Raw genomic sequence first — 18,241 nt, 5'->3', positions numbered from 1 at the left:
CCCGCGATGTTCATCCTCCGCCGCCTTGATGGCGTGCCGCCCGAATCCTTCCAGAACCAGATCCGCCAGCTGGTGATCGACCATGTCGGCCAGCTCAGCAGCGTCGCCATCAGCCCGGACAACCCACTCTACCCGCTGTACCAGTACGGTGTCGGCCTGGAGGTGCACCAGTACCTGATGGCACTGGACGGCACCCGCGGCCTGGCCGTCGAGCTGACCCTGGCCCTGGATGCCGAGGCACCGGACCAGTTGCTCGGCTTCGCCCTGGTACTGCCGGCCCAGGACAACCCGCAGGCCTGCGCCCTGGCCTACCTCGCCGTCGCCCCCAGCCACCGCCGCCAGGGCATCGCCCGTGGCCTGCTGCACGCAGTGCGTGAACGCTATGCCTGCGTCGAGATGAGCACTTTCGCCCAGCAGGTGCCATGGTTCGAGAACATGGGCCTGCAGGTGGTCGCCTGTACCGGCCCACAGGTGTTGATGAGCAGTACCGGGCAGGCCAGCGGCGCGCTGATCGGGCGGCTGGACATCGCGCCGATCTACCAGACCGTCGAAGTCCGGCAGATCCACGCCTACCTGCTCAAGCAACAGGGTGAGGCGGCGATGATAGATGCCGAGCGCCTGCGCGACGAGCGGCTGGACGTCCTGACGGAACAGGCACGGGCGTGCGTCAGGGAACGCAAGACCGTGCATTGAGGCGCCTCGCCTTCAGCCCTTGATGGCCTTCTCGATCGTGGCAATGTCGATCTTGCCCATCTGCAGCATCGCCTCGAACGCCCGCTTCGCCAGGGCGCGATCGGGGCTGGCCACCGCCTGGGTCAATACCCGCGGACTGATCTGCCAGGACAGCCCCCACCTGTCCTTGCACCAGCCGCACACGCTCTCGCTGCCACCGTTGCCGACGATGGCGTCCCAGTAGCGATCCGTTTCCTCCTGGCTATCGGTCGCCACCTGGAACGAAAAGGCCTCGCTGTGGCTGAACGCCTGGCCGCCATTGAGACCGATGCACGGGATGCCCATCACGGTGAACTCCACCGTGATCACATCGCCCGCCTTGCCCGAGGGGTAGTCGGCGGGCGCCTTGTGCACGGCGGTCACCCGGCTGTCGGGGAAGGTGCTGGCGTAGAAGTTCGCCGCCACCTCGGCGTCGCTGTCGTACCACAGGCAAATGCTGTTCTTGGCGGTCATGATCGGACTCCTGGCGGGACTCGTTGCCCACGAGTCTAGCCGCCTGTCCTGGCATGCCAGGGCGGACCGATCAGCGGCTCAAGCCATCAGCCCTGGCAGGCGAACGCCTGGGCCAGCTCACGATCGCTCAGCGCGCTCACCGGATGCAGCTGGCGGTACTCGTCCAAGGCCTGCTCCAGCCGTGCGCCGCGCAGGCGCCCGTCGCTGGCGATGAACAGCAACGCATCGTCGCGGGCGGCCTGGTAGGTACGCGTCGGATGGCTGGTGGAGCCGCTTACCGCTGCGGTGGCGAGGCTCGAGCCGACGGTGAAGTGGTCGCTCGAGTTGCCCTTGCCGTCCATGGCCAAGGCCGGGCCGGCAAGCAGCAACATCGCCAGCAATGCTCGGCCGCGCAGGATCACGAGGCAACCCGTGCGGCTTGCGCGACGTCGGCGTGCCGCTGGCTGAAGGCCAGGTAATAGCCATTGCAATCACGCACGCCGAACTCCCGCGAACCATACTCCGTGTCGTGCAACGGCCAGGCGATATCCGCCAGCTCGCGAACTTGTGCGTAATAGCCGTCGACATCCTCGACCACCAGATAGAAGGTCCCGGCACACCCCGGCGGCAGCCGCCACAGGTCGTCCTCGGTGAACAGCAGGCGGCAGTCGTGCAACTGGACGGTAAGGGTCGATTGCGCGGTGTCGGCGACGGTAAATTGCAGCACATCGCGGTAATGACGGCGGGTGGCGTCAAGGTCGGTGCAGCGCAAAAGCGGGGCAACAGGCATGCGGAACCTCCTCGTCGGTAAACGGTTTGCGGCGGATCATCGCCGCAAACCCGGGGAGCGGCAAGGGGCTGTATGCCGCGTTTGCCGGCCATCTGTATCTAACCGCTGGCGCCGTACACGCCTAGGATCGAGGTCTTCGACCCAAGGTAACTGCCATGAACGACCTGCCGCCCGCCATCGACTTTCCCGGCCTGACCCTGCGCCGTCTGTTGCCGGGCGACCATGCCATGGTCTGCGCCCATCGCGAGGCCATGTTTCTGGAAGCCGGTGGCGACCCGCATCGCCTGAAGACCATGACCGAGCACTTTGGGCCCTGGCTATGGACGCGCCTGGCGGACGGTCGCTATTACGGTTTCGTACTGTTGGGCGACATGCAACCAGTGGCCGCGATCGGCCTGATGACGATCGAGTGGCCGCCGCATCCGGCCCACCCCGATCAGGAACAGCGCGGCTACGTGCTGAATGTCTATGTCGAGCCATCCCATCGGCATCAGGGCCTGGCCTCGAAACTGATGCGCCTCGCCGAATCGGAGTTCGCCGAGCGCGGCCTGGACTTCGCCGTGCTTCATGCCACCGACGTGGGCAGGCCGGTTTACGCCGGGTTGGGTTGGGCGGCAACCACGGAAATGGCCAAGGCCCTCGGCTGAACGCTCAAGTCGGCCAGGCAAGAGCCGATACCCCTCGTGCATCCGATCGGATGCACGATTGTGCAGTTACTCAAGGAAGATTCATGTTGCGCCACAACCTGCCAGCCCTGCTGGCTCTGTCGCTGTTGCTGTCACTCACCGGCTGCAACGGCCTGCCAAGCTCGAACGCCACCGACTCAGCGCCGCTCGGTCCGATTCAACCGGATAGCGAAGCCCGCACGGCCTGGATCACACAGATCCTGGCCCAGGACCCACTGGCCAGCCAGGACCGACAGCCACCACCGCGCCAGAGCAACGCGCAGATCGTCGACGCATTGCGCCAGAAACGCGACCTGAAGTTGCCGGATGCCTACTGGGCGCAATGGCAACGCAATCTCGATACTTTCGATGCCGAAGCCTCCCGTCACAAGGAAGCACAGCGCGCCCGTTACATCGCCACCTTCAGCGACCAGCTCAAGCGCGTCGACGACACCACCCTGCAACGCCTGGCCATTGCGCCCGACACCCTGGACGCGGCTACCCGCGATGCCTGGAAGCAACGCCTGATCGAGCGCTACAGCCGCTATATCATCGACAGCGAAGTAGGCCGCGACATCCTCGACGCCCACCTGCGACGCATGGCGCTGATGGACCGGCAATTCGGCATCTGCGACCTGGACAGTCATTGCTGGGACCGCACGCCCAGACCGTGAAATTTGACTCGCGACGGCGCAGGGCTCAAGGTCGGTGATCCCACCGACCTGGAGCCCGACATGCATTTCGACCTGATCCAGAGCTTGTGCCTGGCTGGCAAGCCCGATGTGCCCAATGACGACCGTATCGGCAACGCCGACTGCCACGCCTGGGTCATAGACGGCGCCACCGACCTCGGCGCCCCCGGCCTGCTCGGCGAGCGCGGCGGCGCGGCGTGGCTCTCGGCCACGGCCCAGCGCGCCTTCGCCACGGCCTCGGGGCCACTGCGACAGGTCTGCGAGACAGTTTTCGATACTATTGCCCAGGCCTACCGGCAGGATCGCCGGCGCGAGCCCCTGGCCACCTGGGAACTGCCGCGCGCCGCCTTTGCCGCAGTGGCCATCGAGGGTGGAGAACTGGTCTGCGCGCACCTGGCCGACTGCGTGGTGCTGCATCGCAGCGCGCAAGGCATCCGCTTCCTCACCCCCGAGCCCGATCGCGAGGCCGAGCAAGCCGAAGCCGCCGCACTCGGCCCCGGCACCGGCGCCCACGGCGTGCGCACCCCAGCGGTGCTGGCCGACCGCCGTAGCGCTCGCGAGCGGCCCCGGGCCGTGCTCGGCGTCGATGCCGAGCTGTCCCGTGAGGGCACCTTCTACAACCGAGCGCCAGTCGCCGTGGGTGACGATGTGCTGCTGATGAGCGATGGCTTCGCGGCGCTGTTCGATACCTACCGGGCCTATGACCCGGCTGGTTTCATCGAGCGCCTGCAAAGCCACGGCCTGGATGACCTGGCACGGACACTACGCGGCATCGAGCACGACGATGCCGCATGCCTGCGCTACCCGCGGTTCAAGATGAGCGACGACGCCTCGGCGATCTGGTTGCGGGTGGGTTGACCCTTGTAGGAGCGGCCTTGTGCCGCGAAAGGGCTGCAAAGCAGCCCCGGCTGTGAGGAGCGAGATGCTACGCCAACCGTTTATGCAGGAAATAGCGGGTATGCCCAGGCGGAAAGTCGGCAAGCTCGCCGAACACCTCGAACCCCAGCTTGCGGTAGAAGTCCGGCGCCTGGAAGCTGAAGGTATCCAGCCAGATTCCGCAACACCCCTTCTCCCTCGCCAGCGCCTCGGCCTGGGCCATCAGCTCGCGTCCGCTGCCCTGCCCGCGCATGCGCTCGGGCACCACCAGCAGCTCGACGAACAACCAACCCCCTCCGAGCCTGGCGTAGAGCCCGCCAACGACCTCATCATCGTCTGGATCGCGCAGCGTCCAGGCGACGGTGGCCGCGCCGGGCGAACCGATCACGCTGTCGTTGAAGGCGCGCAGGGGTTTGAGAATCGCATCGTGATGCAGGCCGGTGGCCTGGTCGGTGAAATCGATCGTGAGCGTCATGGCAGGTCGTCCGGTTGACCACGTAGGAAGGCGGCGTAAAGCGCGCCGGATTAAATTTACTTCACGTTGCGCCCTTTAGATATAAGGCATTCGACAGCGGTTCGACCATACTCCAAAATGCAACGGTTTTTTGGGGGAAACCCTTGCACAGCCAACGACATACCAACATTTAGTGAGCCTCAACGTGAAAACTTCCCTGTCCATCCTCAGCCTGCTGCTGTTGCTCACAGGTACCGCGACCCTACCGTCGACCGCTGCTGCACAACCCCCGGCCCAGGTCCAGCGTGACCCAAGCAAGCTGCACCTGGCCTCTGGCAGCGCCCTGTTGATCGACCTCAACACCAACAAGGAGCTGTATGCCAGCCACGCCGATCGCGTGCGCCCCATCGCCTCGGTCACCAAGCTGATGACCGCGATGGTCGTGCTCGACGCCAAGCTGCCCATGGACGAAATGCTCGGCATGACCATCGCCAACAACCCGGAGATGAAGGGCGTGTACTCGCGGGTACGCCTGGGCAGTGAGCTGAACCGACGCGAGACGTTGCTGATCACCCTGATGTCGTCGGAAAACCGCGCGGCCAACACCCTGGCCAACCACTACCCCGGTGGCTATGGCGCCTTCATCAAGGCGATGAACGCCAAGGCCCGCAGCCTTGGCATGAGCCGCACCCGCTACGTCGAGCCGACCGGCCTGTCGACCCTGAACGTGTCCACCGCCCACGACCTCGCCAAGTTGTTGATGGCCTCGCGCAAGTATCCGCTGCTCAGCGAGCTGTCGACCACCCGCGAGAAGACCGTGGCGTTCCGCAAGCCCAACTACACCCTGGGCTTTCGCAACACCGACCACCTGGTGAACAAGAGCAACTGGGACATCGCCCTGACCAAGACCGGCTTCACCAACGAAGCGGGGCATTGCCTGGTGCTGCTGACGAAGATGGACAACCGTCCGGTGGCCATGGTGATTCTCGACGCCTACGGCAAGTACACCCACTTCGCCGATGCCAGCCGCATGCGCCAGTGGCTGGAGACCGGCAGCGCCAAGCCGGCGCCGGCGGTGGCCATGCAGTACAAGAGCGAGCGCCAGAGCCGCGCGCGCCTGGCGCAGGACTGACACACCGCTGAAACGACGACGCCCCGCATGATGCGGGGCGTCTTGCTTTACCGGTATGGGTCTCAGGCCTGGGTGGCGATCATGCCACCGGCGCTGCTGCCGCCAGTCTTGGTCAACGCTTCGAGCAACTGTTGCGTGGCGGCCAGGATCTGCCCGCTCAGGGTGGCGATGCTCGCCTGTTTGGCGGTGATCATGGCCAGCTTGGAGGTTTCGTCCATCTCTTGCTCGGCAATCATCGCCAGTTGCTTCTGCTCTTCGGCAAGCTGCTTCTGCAATTGCTTGATCATGTCGCGCAGCTGGGTAATGTGCCCCGGCTCGCCGCTGCCCTCACCGCCCTCGGCCTGCTTGGCCTCCTCGGCCTTGCCCGGGGTGGTTTCACCCGACAGGTCCACCGCGACGCTCGTCAACGGCTTTTCTTTCTTTTCTGCGGGCTGGGCGTTGGCCACACTGGTGATCACGCCCATCGTCGCACTGTTGATACCTACCATTCCCTAATCCTCCGTGGTGGGTCCTTTCAATACCAGCGCTATCGGCCGCGCCACGGCAGACTTGATGGCTTTACGCCGATAAATTTACCCCCTCGTCATTCGTCCACCACATACCCGAGCCATGCCCTGGCGCCCCTGGCGACCCGACAGGCCGACCCGATCAGCCCCGCAACGAGATGGCAATGACCAAGACCCGTTCCCGCAAAGCCTTGTACATCGGCCTGCCCCTGGCCCTGGTGGCCGCCCTGGGTGGCGCCGCCGGCTATTACTTCTGGAAGCAGGACAGCGGCTATCCCCGCGCCATCGTGCAGCAGGCCAATGAACTGCACGAACACATGCTCTCCTTCGACAGCCATGTCACCGTGCCGCTGGGCTACGGCAGCGACGGCTACGAGGCTGACAAGGACGGCCGTGGTCAGTTCGACCTGGCCAAGGCGGCCAAGGGCCGGTTGTCGGGCGCGGCGCTGACCGTCTTCGGCTGGCCCGAGCTGTGGAACGGCCCGAACGCACCGCACCGTCCGACCCCGGGCTTCGTCGACGAGGCCCGCAACCAGCAGGAAGTGCGCTACAAGATCATCAGCGGGATCGTGCGCGACTTCCCCAACCAGGTCGGCATCGCCTATACCCCCGAGGACTTCCGCCGCCTGAACGGCGAAGGCAAGTTCGCCATCTTCATCAGCATGCTCAACGCCTACCCGCTGGGCAACGACCTGTCGCAGCTCGACCTGTGGAGCAAGCGCGGCATGCGCATGTTCGGCTTCAGCTACACCGGCAACAACGCCTGGGCCGACTCCTCGCGCCCGCTGCCGTTCTTCAACGACACCCCCGACGCCTTCGGCGGCCTGTCGCCACTGGGCGAGCAGGCGGTCAAGCGGCTCAACGACCTGGGCGTAATCATCGACGTCTCACAGATGTCCACCCTGGCCCTGGAAGACGTGGCCCGCCTGAGCCGCGCCCCGTTCGTCGCCTCGCACTCGGCGCCGCGGGCGCTGGTGGACATCCCGCGCAACCTCTCCGACAAGGAGATGCAGTTGATCAAGGACAGCGGCGGCGTGCTCCAGGTCGTGGCCTTCACCACCTACCTCAAGCCGCTGAGCAAGCCGACCCTGGAAAAACTCGAGGCCCTGCGCGCGCGCTTCGACCTGCAACCGCTGCAAGGCCTGACCAACGCGCTGATGCCAGGCGACCCGATCATCGCCATCTGGCCCGAGGCGCGCTTCGGCGAATACGCCAGCAGCCTTTACGCCATCGTCGACGAAGAGCCCCGTGCCGGCCTCAAGGAATACGTCGATGCCATCGACTACGCCGTGAAGAAGATGGGTATCGACCATGTCGGCATCAGCTCCGACTTCAACGATGGCGGCGGCGTCACCGGCTTCATGAACGTCGGCGAGATCCGTAACGTCACCGCCGAGCTGCTGACCCGCGGCTATTCCGAAACCGATATCGCCAAACTCTGGGCGGGCAACTTCCTGCGTGTGTGGGGGCAAGTGCAGAAAGCCGCCAACCCGGTGGCCCTGCTCGACAACAACCGGGAAGCTCGCCATGACTGACCGGCGCGCCTTCCTCAAGCAGGCCGCCGCCCTGGCCGCCAGCCTGCCCTTGCTGCCCGGTGCCCTGGCCGCCGAACCGGCAGCCCCGACACTGCAAGGCCCGGATAAATGGCGCCAACTGCGCCAACTGTTCCCCCTGGCCCCCGATGTCGCGCACTTCGCCAATTTCCTGATTACCGCCCACCCGCGCCCGGTGCAGGAAGCGATCGACCGCCACCGCGCCACCCTCGACCGCAACCCGGCCCTGTGCATGGACTGGGAAAGCCAGTACGAATGGCAACGCGAGGACGAGGTTCGCGAATGGGCGGGCCGCTACCTGGATGTGCGTCCGCGCCAGGTTGCCCTGACCGGCAGCACCACCGAGGGCCTCGGCATGATCTACGGCGGCCTGCATGTGGCGCCGCACCAGGAAATCCTCACCACCGAGCACGAGCACTACTCGACCCACAATTGCCTGGCGTTCCGCCAGCGCCAGCACGGCACCCAGGTGCGCAAGCTGCGCCTGTTCGACAAACCCGGCGAGGTCTCCACTGATCGGGTCCTGAGCCTGATCGACCGCAGCATCCGCCCCGAGACCCGGGTGCTGGGCATGACCTGGGTGCACTCGGGCAGCGGCGTCAAGCTGCCGGTGGGCGCCATCGGCGAACTGGTGCGCCAGCACAATCGCAACCGCGACGAGGCTGATCGTATCCTCTACGTGGTCGATGGCGTGCATGGTTTCGGCGTGGAAAACGTGCGCTTCGCCGACTTCAACTGCGACTGGTTCATCGCCGGCACCCACAAATGGATGTTCGGCCCCCGGGGCACGGGGATCATCTGTGCGGCGTCGGAGCAGATGCAGCACCTGACGCCGACCTTCGCCACCTTCTCGCGCAACGAGGACTTCGGCACCATCATGACCCCGGGCGGTTACCACGCCTTCGAGCACCGCTGGGCGCTGGGCGAGGCCTTCAAGCTGCACCTTGCCCTGGGCAAGGCCGACGTCCAGGCGCGTATCCATCAGCTCAACGACTACCTCAAGGCACGCCTGGCCGAGCACCGCGCCATCGAGCTGGTGACCCCGGTCAGCCGTGAGTTCTCCGCCGGCTTCACCTTCCTGCGCATCAAGGACCGCGATCCCGATGCCGTGGCGGCCTACCTGAACGCCAACAAGGTCATGGTCGATGCCGTGGACCGCGACGTCGGGCCGGTGATCCGCTTTGCGCCCAGCCTGCTCAACGACGAGCAACAGATCGATCGGGCCATGGCGCTACTGCGCAAGCAGATCGGTTGAAACGCCTCCTGCTGTAATGGGGCCGCTCTGCGGCCCTTTCGCCGACAAGTCCAACTTCCCTTGCAGGCATGCCTGCAGACAGACACGGCCCGGACTGTGCCGTACGCCTGCTTGTCGGCGAAAAACCAACGTGCACGAGCGATCATTGCACCGGCGCAATGAGCCAACTGCATCGTTAAATATTATTGACCTAAACCCCCGCCAAACCCTTGCCAGCCAAGGCCTTGAACATCTCAATCCCCCGGAAACCGGCGCCTGGGCGCCCCGCCACTCGTTTGACATATCGAACGGCTCTGGCAAGCTAGGAGTCAGGCCCCGACCGACATCGCCTGCAAGGCGAGCCGGCAGTGCTCGGGGCTCCAGGCAGCACTGAAGGCCCCGGCCGTGCGCCTGCACAACAACGACAGGCATGACCTGTCTCAAGGTGACATATGTCCAACAGCAACATTGGCAACAAGCAACCCTCCCTGCGCAAACCCGTCGTCCTGATGACCATGGGCAGCCAAGAGCGCAAAGGCCATGACTATCAGGTCATGACCCACAAATACATCACCCCGCTGGTCGATTTCGCCGGTTGCGTCCCGGTCCTGGTGCCCACCTGCTGTGGCGTCGAAGACCTCGAGACCTACCTGGACATGGCCGACGGCGTCTACCTGACCGGTGCCGGCAGCAACATCGACCCGAGCCTCTACGGCCAGGAAAACCAGACCCCCGGCAAGGGCCAGGACAAAGACCGCGACCTGTTCGACATGCCGCTGGTCAAGGCCGCGATCAAGCGCGGCCTGCCGATCTTCGGCATCTGCCGCGGCATGCAGGAAATCAACGTGGCCCTGGGCGGTGACATCTACCAGAAGGTCTACGCCGAGCCCGGCTTCAACGACCACCGGGAAAACCCGGAAGATCCGGTCGAAGTCCAGTACGCCGCGGTGCACAGCGTGAAGATCAAGCCAGGCAGCTGGCTGCGCGATACCCTGGGCACCGACGAGATCCGCGTCAATTCGCTGCACGGCCAGGGCCTGCGCAACCTGGGTGCCGGCATCGAGCCGATCGCCCATGCCGAAGACGGCCTGGTCGAGGCGATCCACGCCCCGAGCCTGTCGCCCTTCCTGTTCGCGGTGCAGTGGCACCCGGAGTGGCAGGCGGCGAAGAACCCCGACTCGATCAAGATGTTCCAGGCCTTCGGCGACGCCTGCCGCGCCCAGGTCCGCAAGTCCCAGGTCAAGCACCACCAGGCTGCCTGATCCACTGAAGCTTCGTTAGCTTTGATCGCGGGGCGGTGCAATACCGCCCCCGTTTCCCCGGTCACCCTCTGCTGGTCCCAGAACACTTCCCGTGGAAGCGGGCGGCGGGCTTGTGCCTGTCTCCGCGATCTTTTTTTCTCCTCCTCCACAAGTCATACGACAACACTCCTCTGCCAAATTCTCGGGTTTACGCGTTCCCCTGTAGGAGCGGCCTTATGCCGCGAAAGGGTCGCAACGCGGCCCCGGCGATCGTGGCTCAACGCCGAAATTCCGGGGCCGCTGTGCGGCCCTTTCGCGGCACAAGGCCGCTCCTACAGGGGTTGGCGCTGTCATGGCGGGATGGATTCAAAATTTCTACCGCGAGGGACTAGTCATGATTGTAGTTGTACGATAACTTACCTCTCGCCTTGGTTCCCCCTCCTCCAAGCGCCACAGGATGCCTACAACAATGACCCCACAAGAACTGCAATCCATCCTCTCCCACGGCCTGCTGTCGTTCCCCGTCACCGACTTCGACGCCCACGGCGACTTCAACCCGGCCGGCTACGTAAAGCGCCTGGAATGGCTCGCCCCCTACGGCGCCAGCGCGCTGTTCGCCGCCGGCGGCACCGGCGAGTTCTTCTCCCTGGCCGCCAGCGAGTACAGCCAGGTGATCAAGACCGCCGTCGACACCTGCGCCACGTCGGTGCCGATCCTCGCCGGCGTCGGCGGCTCGACCCGCCAGGCCATCGAATACGCCAAAGAGGCCGAGCGCCTCGGCGCCAAAGGCCTGCTGCTGCTGCCCCACTACCTCACCGAAGCCAGCCAGGACGGCGTCGCCGCCCATGTCGAGGCGGTGTGCAAGGCGGTGAATATCGGCGTGGTGGTATACAACCGCAACGTCTGCCGGCTGAACGCCGACCTGCTGGAACGCCTGGCCGAGCGCTGCCCGAACCTGATCGGCTACAAGGACGGCCTGGGCGACATCGAGCTGATGGTGTCGATTCGTCGCCGCCTGGGTGATCGCTTCAGCTACCTGGGTGGTCTGCCCACCGCCGAGGTGTATGCTGCGGCGTACAAGGCCCTGGGCGTGCCGGTGTACTCCTCGGCGGTGTTCAACTTCGTGCCGAAGACGGCGATGGACTTCTACCACGCCATCGCCCGCGACGATCACGCCACTGTGGCCAGGCTGATCGACGACTTCTTCCTGCCGTACCTGGACATCCGCAACCGCAAGGCCGGTTACGCCGTGAGCATCGTCAAGGCCGGGGCGAAGATCGCCGGCTACGACGCCGGGCCCGTGCGCACGCCGCTGACCGACCTGACCGCGCAGGAGTACGAGATGCTCGCCGCGCTGATGGACAAGATGGGCCCGCAATAAGCGAACGCCCTGCGGCCTGCCGATGCCGCCGCCGGAGCAGGGCCACCCTGCTCCGGCCCACAACCGATCCCCGTATAAAAATAACGAGTGGGAGTAACCAGCATGCAAGCGACGAAAAAGACGCATGTGCGCTACCTGATCCTGTTGATGCTGTTCCTGGTGACCACCATCAACTACGCCGACCGCGCCACCATCGCCATCGCCGGCTCCAGCCTGCAGAAGGACCTGGGCATCGACGCGGTCACCCTCGGCTACATCTTCTCCGCCTTCGGCTGGGCCTACGTGGCCGGGCAGATCCCCGGCGGCTGGCTGCTTGACCGCTTCGGCTCGAAGAACGTCTACGCCTTCAGCATCTTCACCTGGTCGCTGTTCACCCTGCTGCAGGGCTTTGTCGGCGGCCTGCCGGTGGCCTGGGCGGTGGTCACGCTGTTCACCCTGCGCTTTCTGGTCGGCTTCGCCGAAGCGCCGTCGTTCCCCGGCAATGCCCGGATCGTCGCGGCCTGGTTCCCGACGCAAGAGCGCGGCACCGCCTCGGCGATCTTCAACTCGGCGCAGTACTTCGCCACCGCGCTGTTCGCGCCGATCATGGGCTGGATCGTCTTCACCTTCGGCTGGGAACATGTGTTCGTGGTGATGGGCGCGCTGGGCATCGTGTTCTCGGCGGTGTGGCTCAAGACCATCTACAACCCGCGCCAGCATCCGCGCATCGGTGCCGCCGAGCTCGAGCACATCGAACAGAACGGCGGCCTGGTGGACATGGACCAGAAACGCGGCAACGACGGCCCGAAATGGGGCTATATCAAGCAACTGCTGACCAGCCGCATGCTGCTGGGCGTCTACCTGGGCCAGTACTGCATCAACGCCATCACCTACTTCTTCCTCACCTGGTTCCCGGTGTACCTGGTGCAGGAACGCGGCATGACCATCCTCAAGGCCGGCTTCATCGCCTCGTTGCCGGCAGTGTGCGGCTTCATCGGCGGCGTGCTTGGCGGCGTGCTGTCGGACTGGTTGCTGCGCCGCGGCAACTCGCTGACCTTCTCGCGCAAGCTGCCGATCGTCTGCGGCCTGCTGCTGTCGACCACCATGGTCTTCTGCAACTACGTCGAGGCCGAATGGATGGTGGTCGGTTTCATGACCCTGGCGTTCTTCGGCAAGGGCATCGGCGCGCTGGGCTGGGCGGTGGTCGCCGACACCTCGCCCAAGCAGATCGCCGGGCTGTCGGGCGGGCTGTTCAACACCTTCGGCAACATCGCCTCGATCACCACGCCGATCGTCATCGGCTACATCATCAGCGCCACCGGCTCGTTCAAGTGGGCCCTGGTGTACGTGGGCGCCAACGCCCTGGTGGCAGTGTTCAGCTACCTGGTGATCGTCGGTCCGATCAAGCGCATCGAGCTCAAGGACAACCCGAAGCAGGAAGCAGCACCCACCACTGAACTCGCCACTTCGCGCCATTGAGTGAAACACGCCTGCGCCCTGCCCGGGCGCAGGCTGGCGTACAAGAAGCCTGAAAGAAACGACAAGAAGGGCCTGACCATGCAGTTGATCGAACATTCCGAGTCGCCCCGCTACGTGCGCCTGCATCCTGACGACAATGTCGTGGTGGTGGTCAACGACGGCGGCCTGGGTGAAGGCGCGCGCTTCGCCGACGGCCTGACCCTGGTCGAGGGCGTTCCGCAGAGCCACAAGGTCGCCACCGCGGATATCCGCCGGGGCGAGGCGGTGCGCCGCTACGGCCAGGTCATCGGCCATGCCCTGGAAGACCTGCGCCAGGGCAGTTGGGTCAAGGAAGATCAACTGGCGATGCCGGCCGCCCCCGAGCTCGACAGCCTGCCGCGCTGCGACGCCGTGCCCGCCGCCCAGGCGCCCCTCGAAGGCTTCACCTTCGAGGGCTATCGCAATGCCGACGGCACCGTCGGCACCCGCAACATCCTCGGCATCACCACCACCGTGCAGTGCGTGACCGGCGTGCTCGACCACGCGGTCAAGCGTATCCGCGACGAACTGCTGCCCAAATACCCCAACGTGGATGATGTGGTCGCCCTCACCCACAGCTACGGCTGCGGCGTGGCGATCAACGCCCGCGATGCCTACATCCCGATTCGCACCGTGCGCAACCTGGCGCGCAACCCCAACCTGGGCGGCGAGGCGCTGGTCATCAGCCTGGGCTGCGAAAAACTCCAGGCCGGCCAGGTGATGCACGAGGACGACCCGTCCGTGGACCTCAGCGAACCCTGGCTATACCGCCTGCAGGACGCCTCGCTGGGCTTCGTCGAGATGATCGAGCAGATCATGGCCCTGGCCGAAACCCGCCTGCGCAAGCTTGACCAGCGCCGCCGCGAAACCGTGCCGGCCAGCGAGCTGATCCTGGGCATGCAATGCGGCGGCAGCGACGCCTTTTCCGGCATCACCGCCAACCCCGCCCTGGGCCATGCCGCCGACCTGCTGGTGCGCGCCGGCGCCACCGTGCTGTTCTCGGAAGTCACCGAGGTGCGCGACGCCATCTACATGCTCACCTCCCGCGCCGAAACGCCGGAAGTCGCCGAGGCGCTGGTGCGCGAGATGGACTGGTACGACCGCTACCTGCAACAGGGCGCGGCGGATCGCAGCGCCAACACCACGCCAGGCAACAAGAAAGGTGGCTTGTCCAACATCGTCGAGAAATCCCTGGGCTCGATCGTCAAGTCCGGCAGCGGCGCCATCCAGGGCGTGCTCGGCCCGGGCGAACGGGTCACGCACAAGGGCCTGATCTTCTGCGCCACCCCGGCCAGCGACTTCGTCTGCGGCACCCTGCAGCTGGCCGCCGGGATGAACCTGCATGTGTTCACCACCGGTCGCGGCACGCCTTACGGCCTGGCCATGGCACCGGTGGTCAAGGTGTGCACCCGCAGCGAACTGGCCCAGCGCTGGCCGGACCTGATCGACATCGACGCCGGGCGCATCGCCAGTGGCCGGGCGAGCATCGAGGAGCTTGGTTGGGAGCTGTTCCACTACTACCTCGACGTGGCCAGCGGTCGCAAGCGCACCTGGGCCGAGCAGCATGGCTTGCACAACGACATCACCCTGTTCAATCCGGCACCTATTACCTGATGAATATTGGGGCTGCTGCGCAGCCCTTTCGCGGCACAAGGCCGCTCCTACAGTAGATCGCATCCCCCTTGTAGGAGCGGCCTTGTGCCGCGAAAGGGGCGCAAAGCGCCCCCCAACTTCCCCCGACAGGAGCACCCCATGCCCAATATCCTCGGCCACAACTTCATCGCCGGCCAACGCAGTGCCGTCGGCCCGCAACGCCTGCAAAGCCTGGACGCCACCACCGGCGAGGCACTGCCCTACAGCTTTGCCCAGGCCACCGAGGGCGAAGTCGACCGCGCCGCCCAAGCCGCCGCCGTCGCCTTCGGCGAATTCCGCCAGCTCCCCCCGGCACGCCGCGCCGAATTCCTCGACGCCATCGCCGCCGAACTGGACGAACTCGATGACAGCTTCGTGGCCATCGTCTGCCGTGAAACAGCCCTGCCCGCCGCGCGTATCCAGGGCGAACGCGGCCGCACCAGCGGGCAGATGCGCCTGTTCGCCCAGGTACTGCGCCGTGGCGACTTCCTCGGTGCGCGCATCGACCTGGCGCTGCCCGAGCGCCAGCCGCTGCCACGGGTGGACATCCGCCAGATGCGTATCGGCGTCGGCCCGGTAGCGGTATTTGGCGCCAGCAATTTCCCGCTGGCCTTCTCCACCGCCGGCGGCGACACCGCCGCAGCCCTGGCCGCCGGTTGCCCGGTGGTGTTCAAGGCTCACAGTGGCCACATGGCCACCGCCGACCTGGTGGCCTGCGCCATCCTGCGCGCCGCCGAACGCACCGGCATGCCCAAGGGCGTGTTCAACATGGTGTTCGGTGGCGGTGTCGGTGAGTGGCTGGTCAAGCACCCGGCCATCCAGGCGGTCGGCTTCACCGGCTCGCTCAAGGGCGGCGACGCTTTGTGCCGCATGGCTGCCGAGCGGGCGCAACCGATCCCGGTGTTCGCCGAGATGTCCAGCATCAACCCGGTGATCATCCTGCCGGGCGCGCTAGCCAAGCGCGGCGAAGCCATCGCCCGTGAGCTGGCCGGCTCCGTGTGCCTGGGCGCCGGGCAGTTCTGCACCAACCCGGGGATGCTGATCGGCCTGCAGTCGCCTGGCTTCAGCCAGTTGCTCAATGACCTGGGCCGGCATCTGGAGCAACAGGCTGGCCAGACCCTGCTCAACGCCGGCGGCCTGCGCAGCTATGTCGCCGGCCTGGAACACTTGCACGCCCATGCCGGCATCCAGCACCTGGCCGGTCAGGCGCAACAGGGCGACCAGGCCCGTGCCCAGCTGTTCAAGGCCGACGCCCGTCTGCTGCTGGAGTCCGACCCGCTGCTGCAGGAAGAAGTGTTCGGCCCGGCCACGGTGGCCGTCGAAGTCAGCGACCGCGAGCAACTGCGCGCCGCCCTGCTCGGTCTGCGCGGCCAGCTGACCGCCACGCTGATCGGCGAGCCGGAAGACTTCGAGGCGTTTGCCTGGCTGGTGCCGCTGCTGGAGGAGAAGGTCGGGCGGATCCTGGTCAATGGCTACCCGACCGGGGTCGAGGTGTGCGACGCCATGGTCCATGGCGGACCTTACCCGGCGACCTCGGATGCCCGCGGCACTTCGGTCGGCACCCTGGCCATCGATCGGTTCCTGCGCCCGGTGTGCTACCAGAACTACCCGCAGGCGTTGCTGCCGGAGGCATTGCGCGATGGTAACCCGCTGGGGCTGCGGCGATTGGTGAATGGGCAGTGGAGTGACGGGGCGGTCTGAGAGCCCTGGGCTCTTTTAGGGTGCCTGCGTCGGCCTCTTCGCGGGTAAACCCGCTCCCACAGGGATCAGCGTTTGCCAGCGCGCTGTGAAGAACCTGTGGGAGCGGGTTTACCCGCGAAGGGACCAGTACAGATCAAATGCCTTGCGCCTCGGCCTCTTCATGGGCCTGGCGCAGGCGCTCGCGGCTGTTGCTCAGGTGCATGCGCATGGCCATCTTCGCGCCTTCGCTGTCGCGTCGGGCGATGGCCTCGTAGATCGCCTCGTGCTCATGCATCAGCCGGCTCATGTAGTGCGCCTGGTCGTCATGGGCCAGGCGCGCCGAATTGAGCCGGGTGCGCGGGATGATGCTGGTACCCAGGTGGTTGATGATGTCGGCGAAATAGTGATTGCCGCTGGCCTGGGCAATGCGCAGGTGGAACTGGAAATCCGCCGACACCGCATCCGAGGCATGGGCCGCGCCCTCGTTGAGCTCGTCCAGCGCCGCGCGCATGCCGGCCAGCTCATCGTCGCCGCGACGCTGGGCGGCAAGGCCCGCGGCTTCGATCTCCAGGGCGATGCGCAACTCCAGCACCGCCAGCACTTCGCGCAAGGTGACGATGGTCGCCGGGTCGATCCGAAAGCCGCCGGTGCTCGGCGCGTCCAGCACGAAGGTGCCGATGCCATGACGGGTCTCGACCTGGCCGGCGGCCTGCAGCCGCGAGATGGCCTCGCGCACCACGGTGCGGCTGACCCCCTCCTCGACCATGATCTGCGACTCGGTGGGCAGCTTGTCGCCGCGCTTGAGCTGGCCGCTGCGGATGCGTTCGGTCAGCACCGTGACCAGTTCCTGGGCCAGACTGCGCGGCTTGCGCCGGGTCCGTGCCTGTACCTGCTGCTCTGTCATGCCCTGTATGTCTGGTTGTGAAAGACAGGCGTGATGATAGCGCAAGCAGTTGTACGATCACATACATCCAGCGGGGTTTTCATCTGCCCTGGCGTGCCGCCGACGGCGGCTGGCCCATGACTCGCCGGTACAGGCTGGAAAACGCGCTGGGGCTTTCATAGCCCAGGTCCAGGGCGATGGTGGTCACCGCCTCGCCGGTCGCCAGCCGTGTCACCGCGGCCATCAGGCATGCCTGCTGGCGCCACTGGCCGAACGACAGCCCGGTCTGCTCGCGAAAGCGCCGGCTGAAGGTACGCGGGCTCCAGTTGAGCTGCCCTGCCCAGGTGTCGCCACGGGTGTGGACCGACGGCTGCGCCAGGAACGCCTGGCACAGGGCCGCCAGACGCGGCTCGGCCGGCAGCGGCGCGAACAGCGGCAGACGCTCGGCCTGGCCCAGCTCATGCAGCACGAGCCGCAGCAGCAGGCCATCGCGCCCCGCCTCGTCATGCAGGGCCGGCACCTCGGCGCTGGCCAGCAACAGCTGGTGCAGCAGCGGCCCGACCCGCAGTGCCTCGCACACGCCACCCGGCCTGGGCAGCGCGGTCGGTTCGATGTACAGGCTGCGGGTACTCACGCCACGCATGCGCACCTGGTGCGGCTTGCCGGGCGGAATCCATACCCCACTGCCGGGCGGGATGACCCAGGCGCCGTCATCGGTCAGCACCTCCATCAGCCCGCTCATGCCATACAGGAACTGCGCCCGGCGATGGACATGCCTGGGCAGCAGGGTACCGGGCGGATAGTCGGTGGCGATGGCCAGCACCGCACGGGGGCTGGCATCGACCTCGGACAGGGGAACATTGCGCATGAAAGGAGGCTCTG

General features: G+C 66.0%; 19 protein-coding genes. 12 read left to right on the top strand and 7 right to left on the bottom strand.

The genetic code is table 11. The features are described from left to right. The first annotated feature begins 6 nt into the window (after nt 1-6). Nucleotides 7-693 carry a GNAT family N-acetyltransferase gene (locus PRtIB026_RS14460; RefSeq protein WP_267812267.1) on the top strand — a complete coding sequence of 229 codons (687 nt, stop codon included), beginning with the start codon at nt 7-9 and terminating at the stop codon, nt 691-693. A gap of 12 nt (nt 694-705) precedes the next feature. Here the strand turns inward: PRtIB026_RS14460 and PRtIB026_RS14455 are convergent, their stop codons facing one another. From PRtIB026_RS14455 to PRtIB026_RS14445, 3 genes are all read right to left on the bottom strand, one after another. After that, the gene (locus tag PRtIB026_RS14455) at nt 706-1,185 is read right to left on the bottom strand and encodes a VOC family protein (protein ID WP_232855334.1); all 480 of its coding nucleotides are present in this window, start codon (nt 1,183-1,185) and stop codon (nt 706-708) included. An 86-nt stretch (nt 1,186-1,271) separates the two neighbouring features. Continuing rightward, nucleotides 1,272-1,586, bottom strand: a complete 315-nt coding sequence (locus tag PRtIB026_RS14450; protein WP_274235421.1) for a DUF2388 domain-containing protein — start codon at nt 1,584-1,586, stop codon at nt 1,272-1,274. Further along, a complete protein-coding gene (locus tag PRtIB026_RS14445) occupies nt 1,583-1,954 on the bottom strand; it encodes a VOC family protein (RefSeq protein WP_203646931.1) in 372 nt (123 codons plus the stop codon). Before PRtIB026_RS14445 ends, PRtIB026_RS14450 begins: the two co-directional genes overlap by 4 nt. A gap of 155 nt (nt 1,955-2,109) precedes the next feature. Between PRtIB026_RS14445 and PRtIB026_RS14440 the strand changes: the two genes are divergently transcribed. From PRtIB026_RS14440 to PRtIB026_RS14430, 3 genes are all read left to right on the top strand, one after another. After that, nucleotides 2,110-2,601, top strand: a complete 492-nt coding sequence (locus tag PRtIB026_RS14440) for a GNAT family N-acetyltransferase (protein ID WP_203646933.1) — start codon at nt 2,110-2,112, stop codon at nt 2,599-2,601. Between the two features lie 83 nt (nt 2,602-2,684). Then, nucleotides 2,685-3,293: a hypothetical protein gene (locus PRtIB026_RS14435; RefSeq protein ID WP_203646935.1), complete on the top strand. Its 609-nt coding sequence runs from the start codon at nt 2,685-2,687 to the stop codon at nt 3,291-3,293. 60 nt (nt 3,294-3,353) lie between these two features. Next, nucleotides 3,354-4,169 (top strand): protein phosphatase 2C domain-containing protein, encoded by an 816-nt coding sequence (locus tag PRtIB026_RS14430; protein ID WP_203646938.1) that lies wholly within the window; start codon nt 3,354-3,356, stop codon nt 4,167-4,169. Between the two features lie 67 nt (nt 4,170-4,236). Here PRtIB026_RS14430 and PRtIB026_RS14425 read toward each other — a convergent pair whose 3' ends face one another. Beyond that, nucleotides 4,237-4,662: a GNAT family N-acetyltransferase gene (locus PRtIB026_RS14425; RefSeq protein ID WP_203646940.1), complete on the bottom strand. Its 426-nt coding sequence runs from the start codon at nt 4,660-4,662 to the stop codon at nt 4,237-4,239. A gap of 184 nt (nt 4,663-4,846) precedes the next feature. Here PRtIB026_RS14425 and pbpG point away from each other — a divergent pair, with 184 nt between their 5' ends. Then, nucleotides 4,847-5,773, top strand: a complete 927-nt coding sequence (pbpG, locus tag PRtIB026_RS14420) for a D-alanyl-D-alanine endopeptidase (protein ID WP_203646942.1) — start codon at nt 4,847-4,849, stop codon at nt 5,771-5,773. A 62-nt stretch (nt 5,774-5,835) separates the two neighbouring features. Here the strand turns inward: pbpG and PRtIB026_RS14415 are convergent, their stop codons facing one another. Further along, the gene (locus PRtIB026_RS14415) at nt 5,836-6,261 is read right to left on the bottom strand and encodes a hypothetical protein (protein ID WP_232855340.1); all 426 of its coding nucleotides are present in this window, start codon (nt 6,259-6,261) and stop codon (nt 5,836-5,838) included. Between the two features lie 182 nt (nt 6,262-6,443). Between PRtIB026_RS14415 and pvdM the strand changes: the two genes are divergently transcribed. From pvdM to PRtIB026_RS14380, 7 genes are all read left to right on the top strand, one after another. Next, nucleotides 6,444-7,814 (top strand): dipeptidase, encoded by a 1,371-nt coding sequence (gene pvdM / locus PRtIB026_RS14410; RefSeq protein WP_203646944.1) that lies wholly within the window; start codon nt 6,444-6,446, stop codon nt 7,812-7,814. Continuing rightward, entirely contained in the window at nt 7,807-9,087 is a 1,281-nt protein-coding gene (locus PRtIB026_RS14405; RefSeq protein WP_203646945.1) for an aminotransferase class V-fold PLP-dependent enzyme, read from the top strand. Before pvdM ends, PRtIB026_RS14405 begins: the two co-directional genes overlap by 8 nt. 431 nt (nt 9,088-9,518) lie before the next feature. After that, nucleotides 9,519-10,328, top strand: a complete 810-nt coding sequence (locus tag PRtIB026_RS14400; RefSeq protein WP_203646946.1) for a gamma-glutamyl-gamma-aminobutyrate hydrolase family protein — start codon at nt 9,519-9,521, stop codon at nt 10,326-10,328. 448 nt (nt 10,329-10,776) lie between these two features. Then, complete coding sequence (gene kdgD, locus PRtIB026_RS14395) at nt 10,777-11,688, top strand: 5-dehydro-4-deoxyglucarate dehydratase (protein WP_203646947.1); 912 nt, start codon at nt 10,777-10,779, stop codon at nt 11,686-11,688. A gap of 102 nt (nt 11,689-11,790) precedes the next feature. Beyond that, nucleotides 11,791-13,146, top strand: coding sequence for an MFS transporter (locus PRtIB026_RS14390; RefSeq protein WP_267812261.1), 1,356 nt, complete (start codon nt 11,791-11,793; stop codon nt 13,144-13,146). Nucleotides 13,147-13,224: 78 nt separating this feature from the next. Then, nucleotides 13,225-14,778 (top strand): galactarate dehydratase, encoded by a 1,554-nt coding sequence (gene garD, locus PRtIB026_RS14385; RefSeq protein WP_203646948.1) that lies wholly within the window; start codon nt 13,225-13,227, stop codon nt 14,776-14,778. Between the two features lie 138 nt (nt 14,779-14,916). Next, complete coding sequence (locus tag PRtIB026_RS14380) at nt 14,917-16,497, top strand: aldehyde dehydrogenase (NADP(+)) (protein ID WP_203646949.1); 1,581 nt, start codon at nt 14,917-14,919, stop codon at nt 16,495-16,497. 133 nt (nt 16,498-16,630) lie between these two features. Here the strand turns inward: PRtIB026_RS14380 and PRtIB026_RS14375 are convergent, their stop codons facing one another. Continuing rightward, complete coding sequence (locus PRtIB026_RS14375; protein ID WP_203646951.1) at nt 16,631-17,380, bottom strand: FadR/GntR family transcriptional regulator; 750 nt, start codon at nt 17,378-17,380, stop codon at nt 16,631-16,633. Nucleotides 17,381-17,459: 79 nt separating this feature from the next. Further along, complete coding sequence (locus tag PRtIB026_RS14370; protein WP_203646953.1) at nt 17,460-18,227, bottom strand: AraC family transcriptional regulator; 768 nt, start codon at nt 18,225-18,227, stop codon at nt 17,460-17,462. Between the last annotated feature and the right edge of the window lie 14 nt (nt 18,228-18,241).

Source organism: Pseudomonas sp. RtIB026, assembly GCF_016861355.2.
GTDB classification, from domain to species: Bacteria; Pseudomonadota; Gammaproteobacteria; order Pseudomonadales; family Pseudomonadaceae; genus Aquipseudomonas; species Aquipseudomonas peradeniyensis.
The sequence above is the reverse complement of the archived record's forward strand: the minus strand, read 5'-3'. Positions and strand labels throughout refer to the sequence as shown.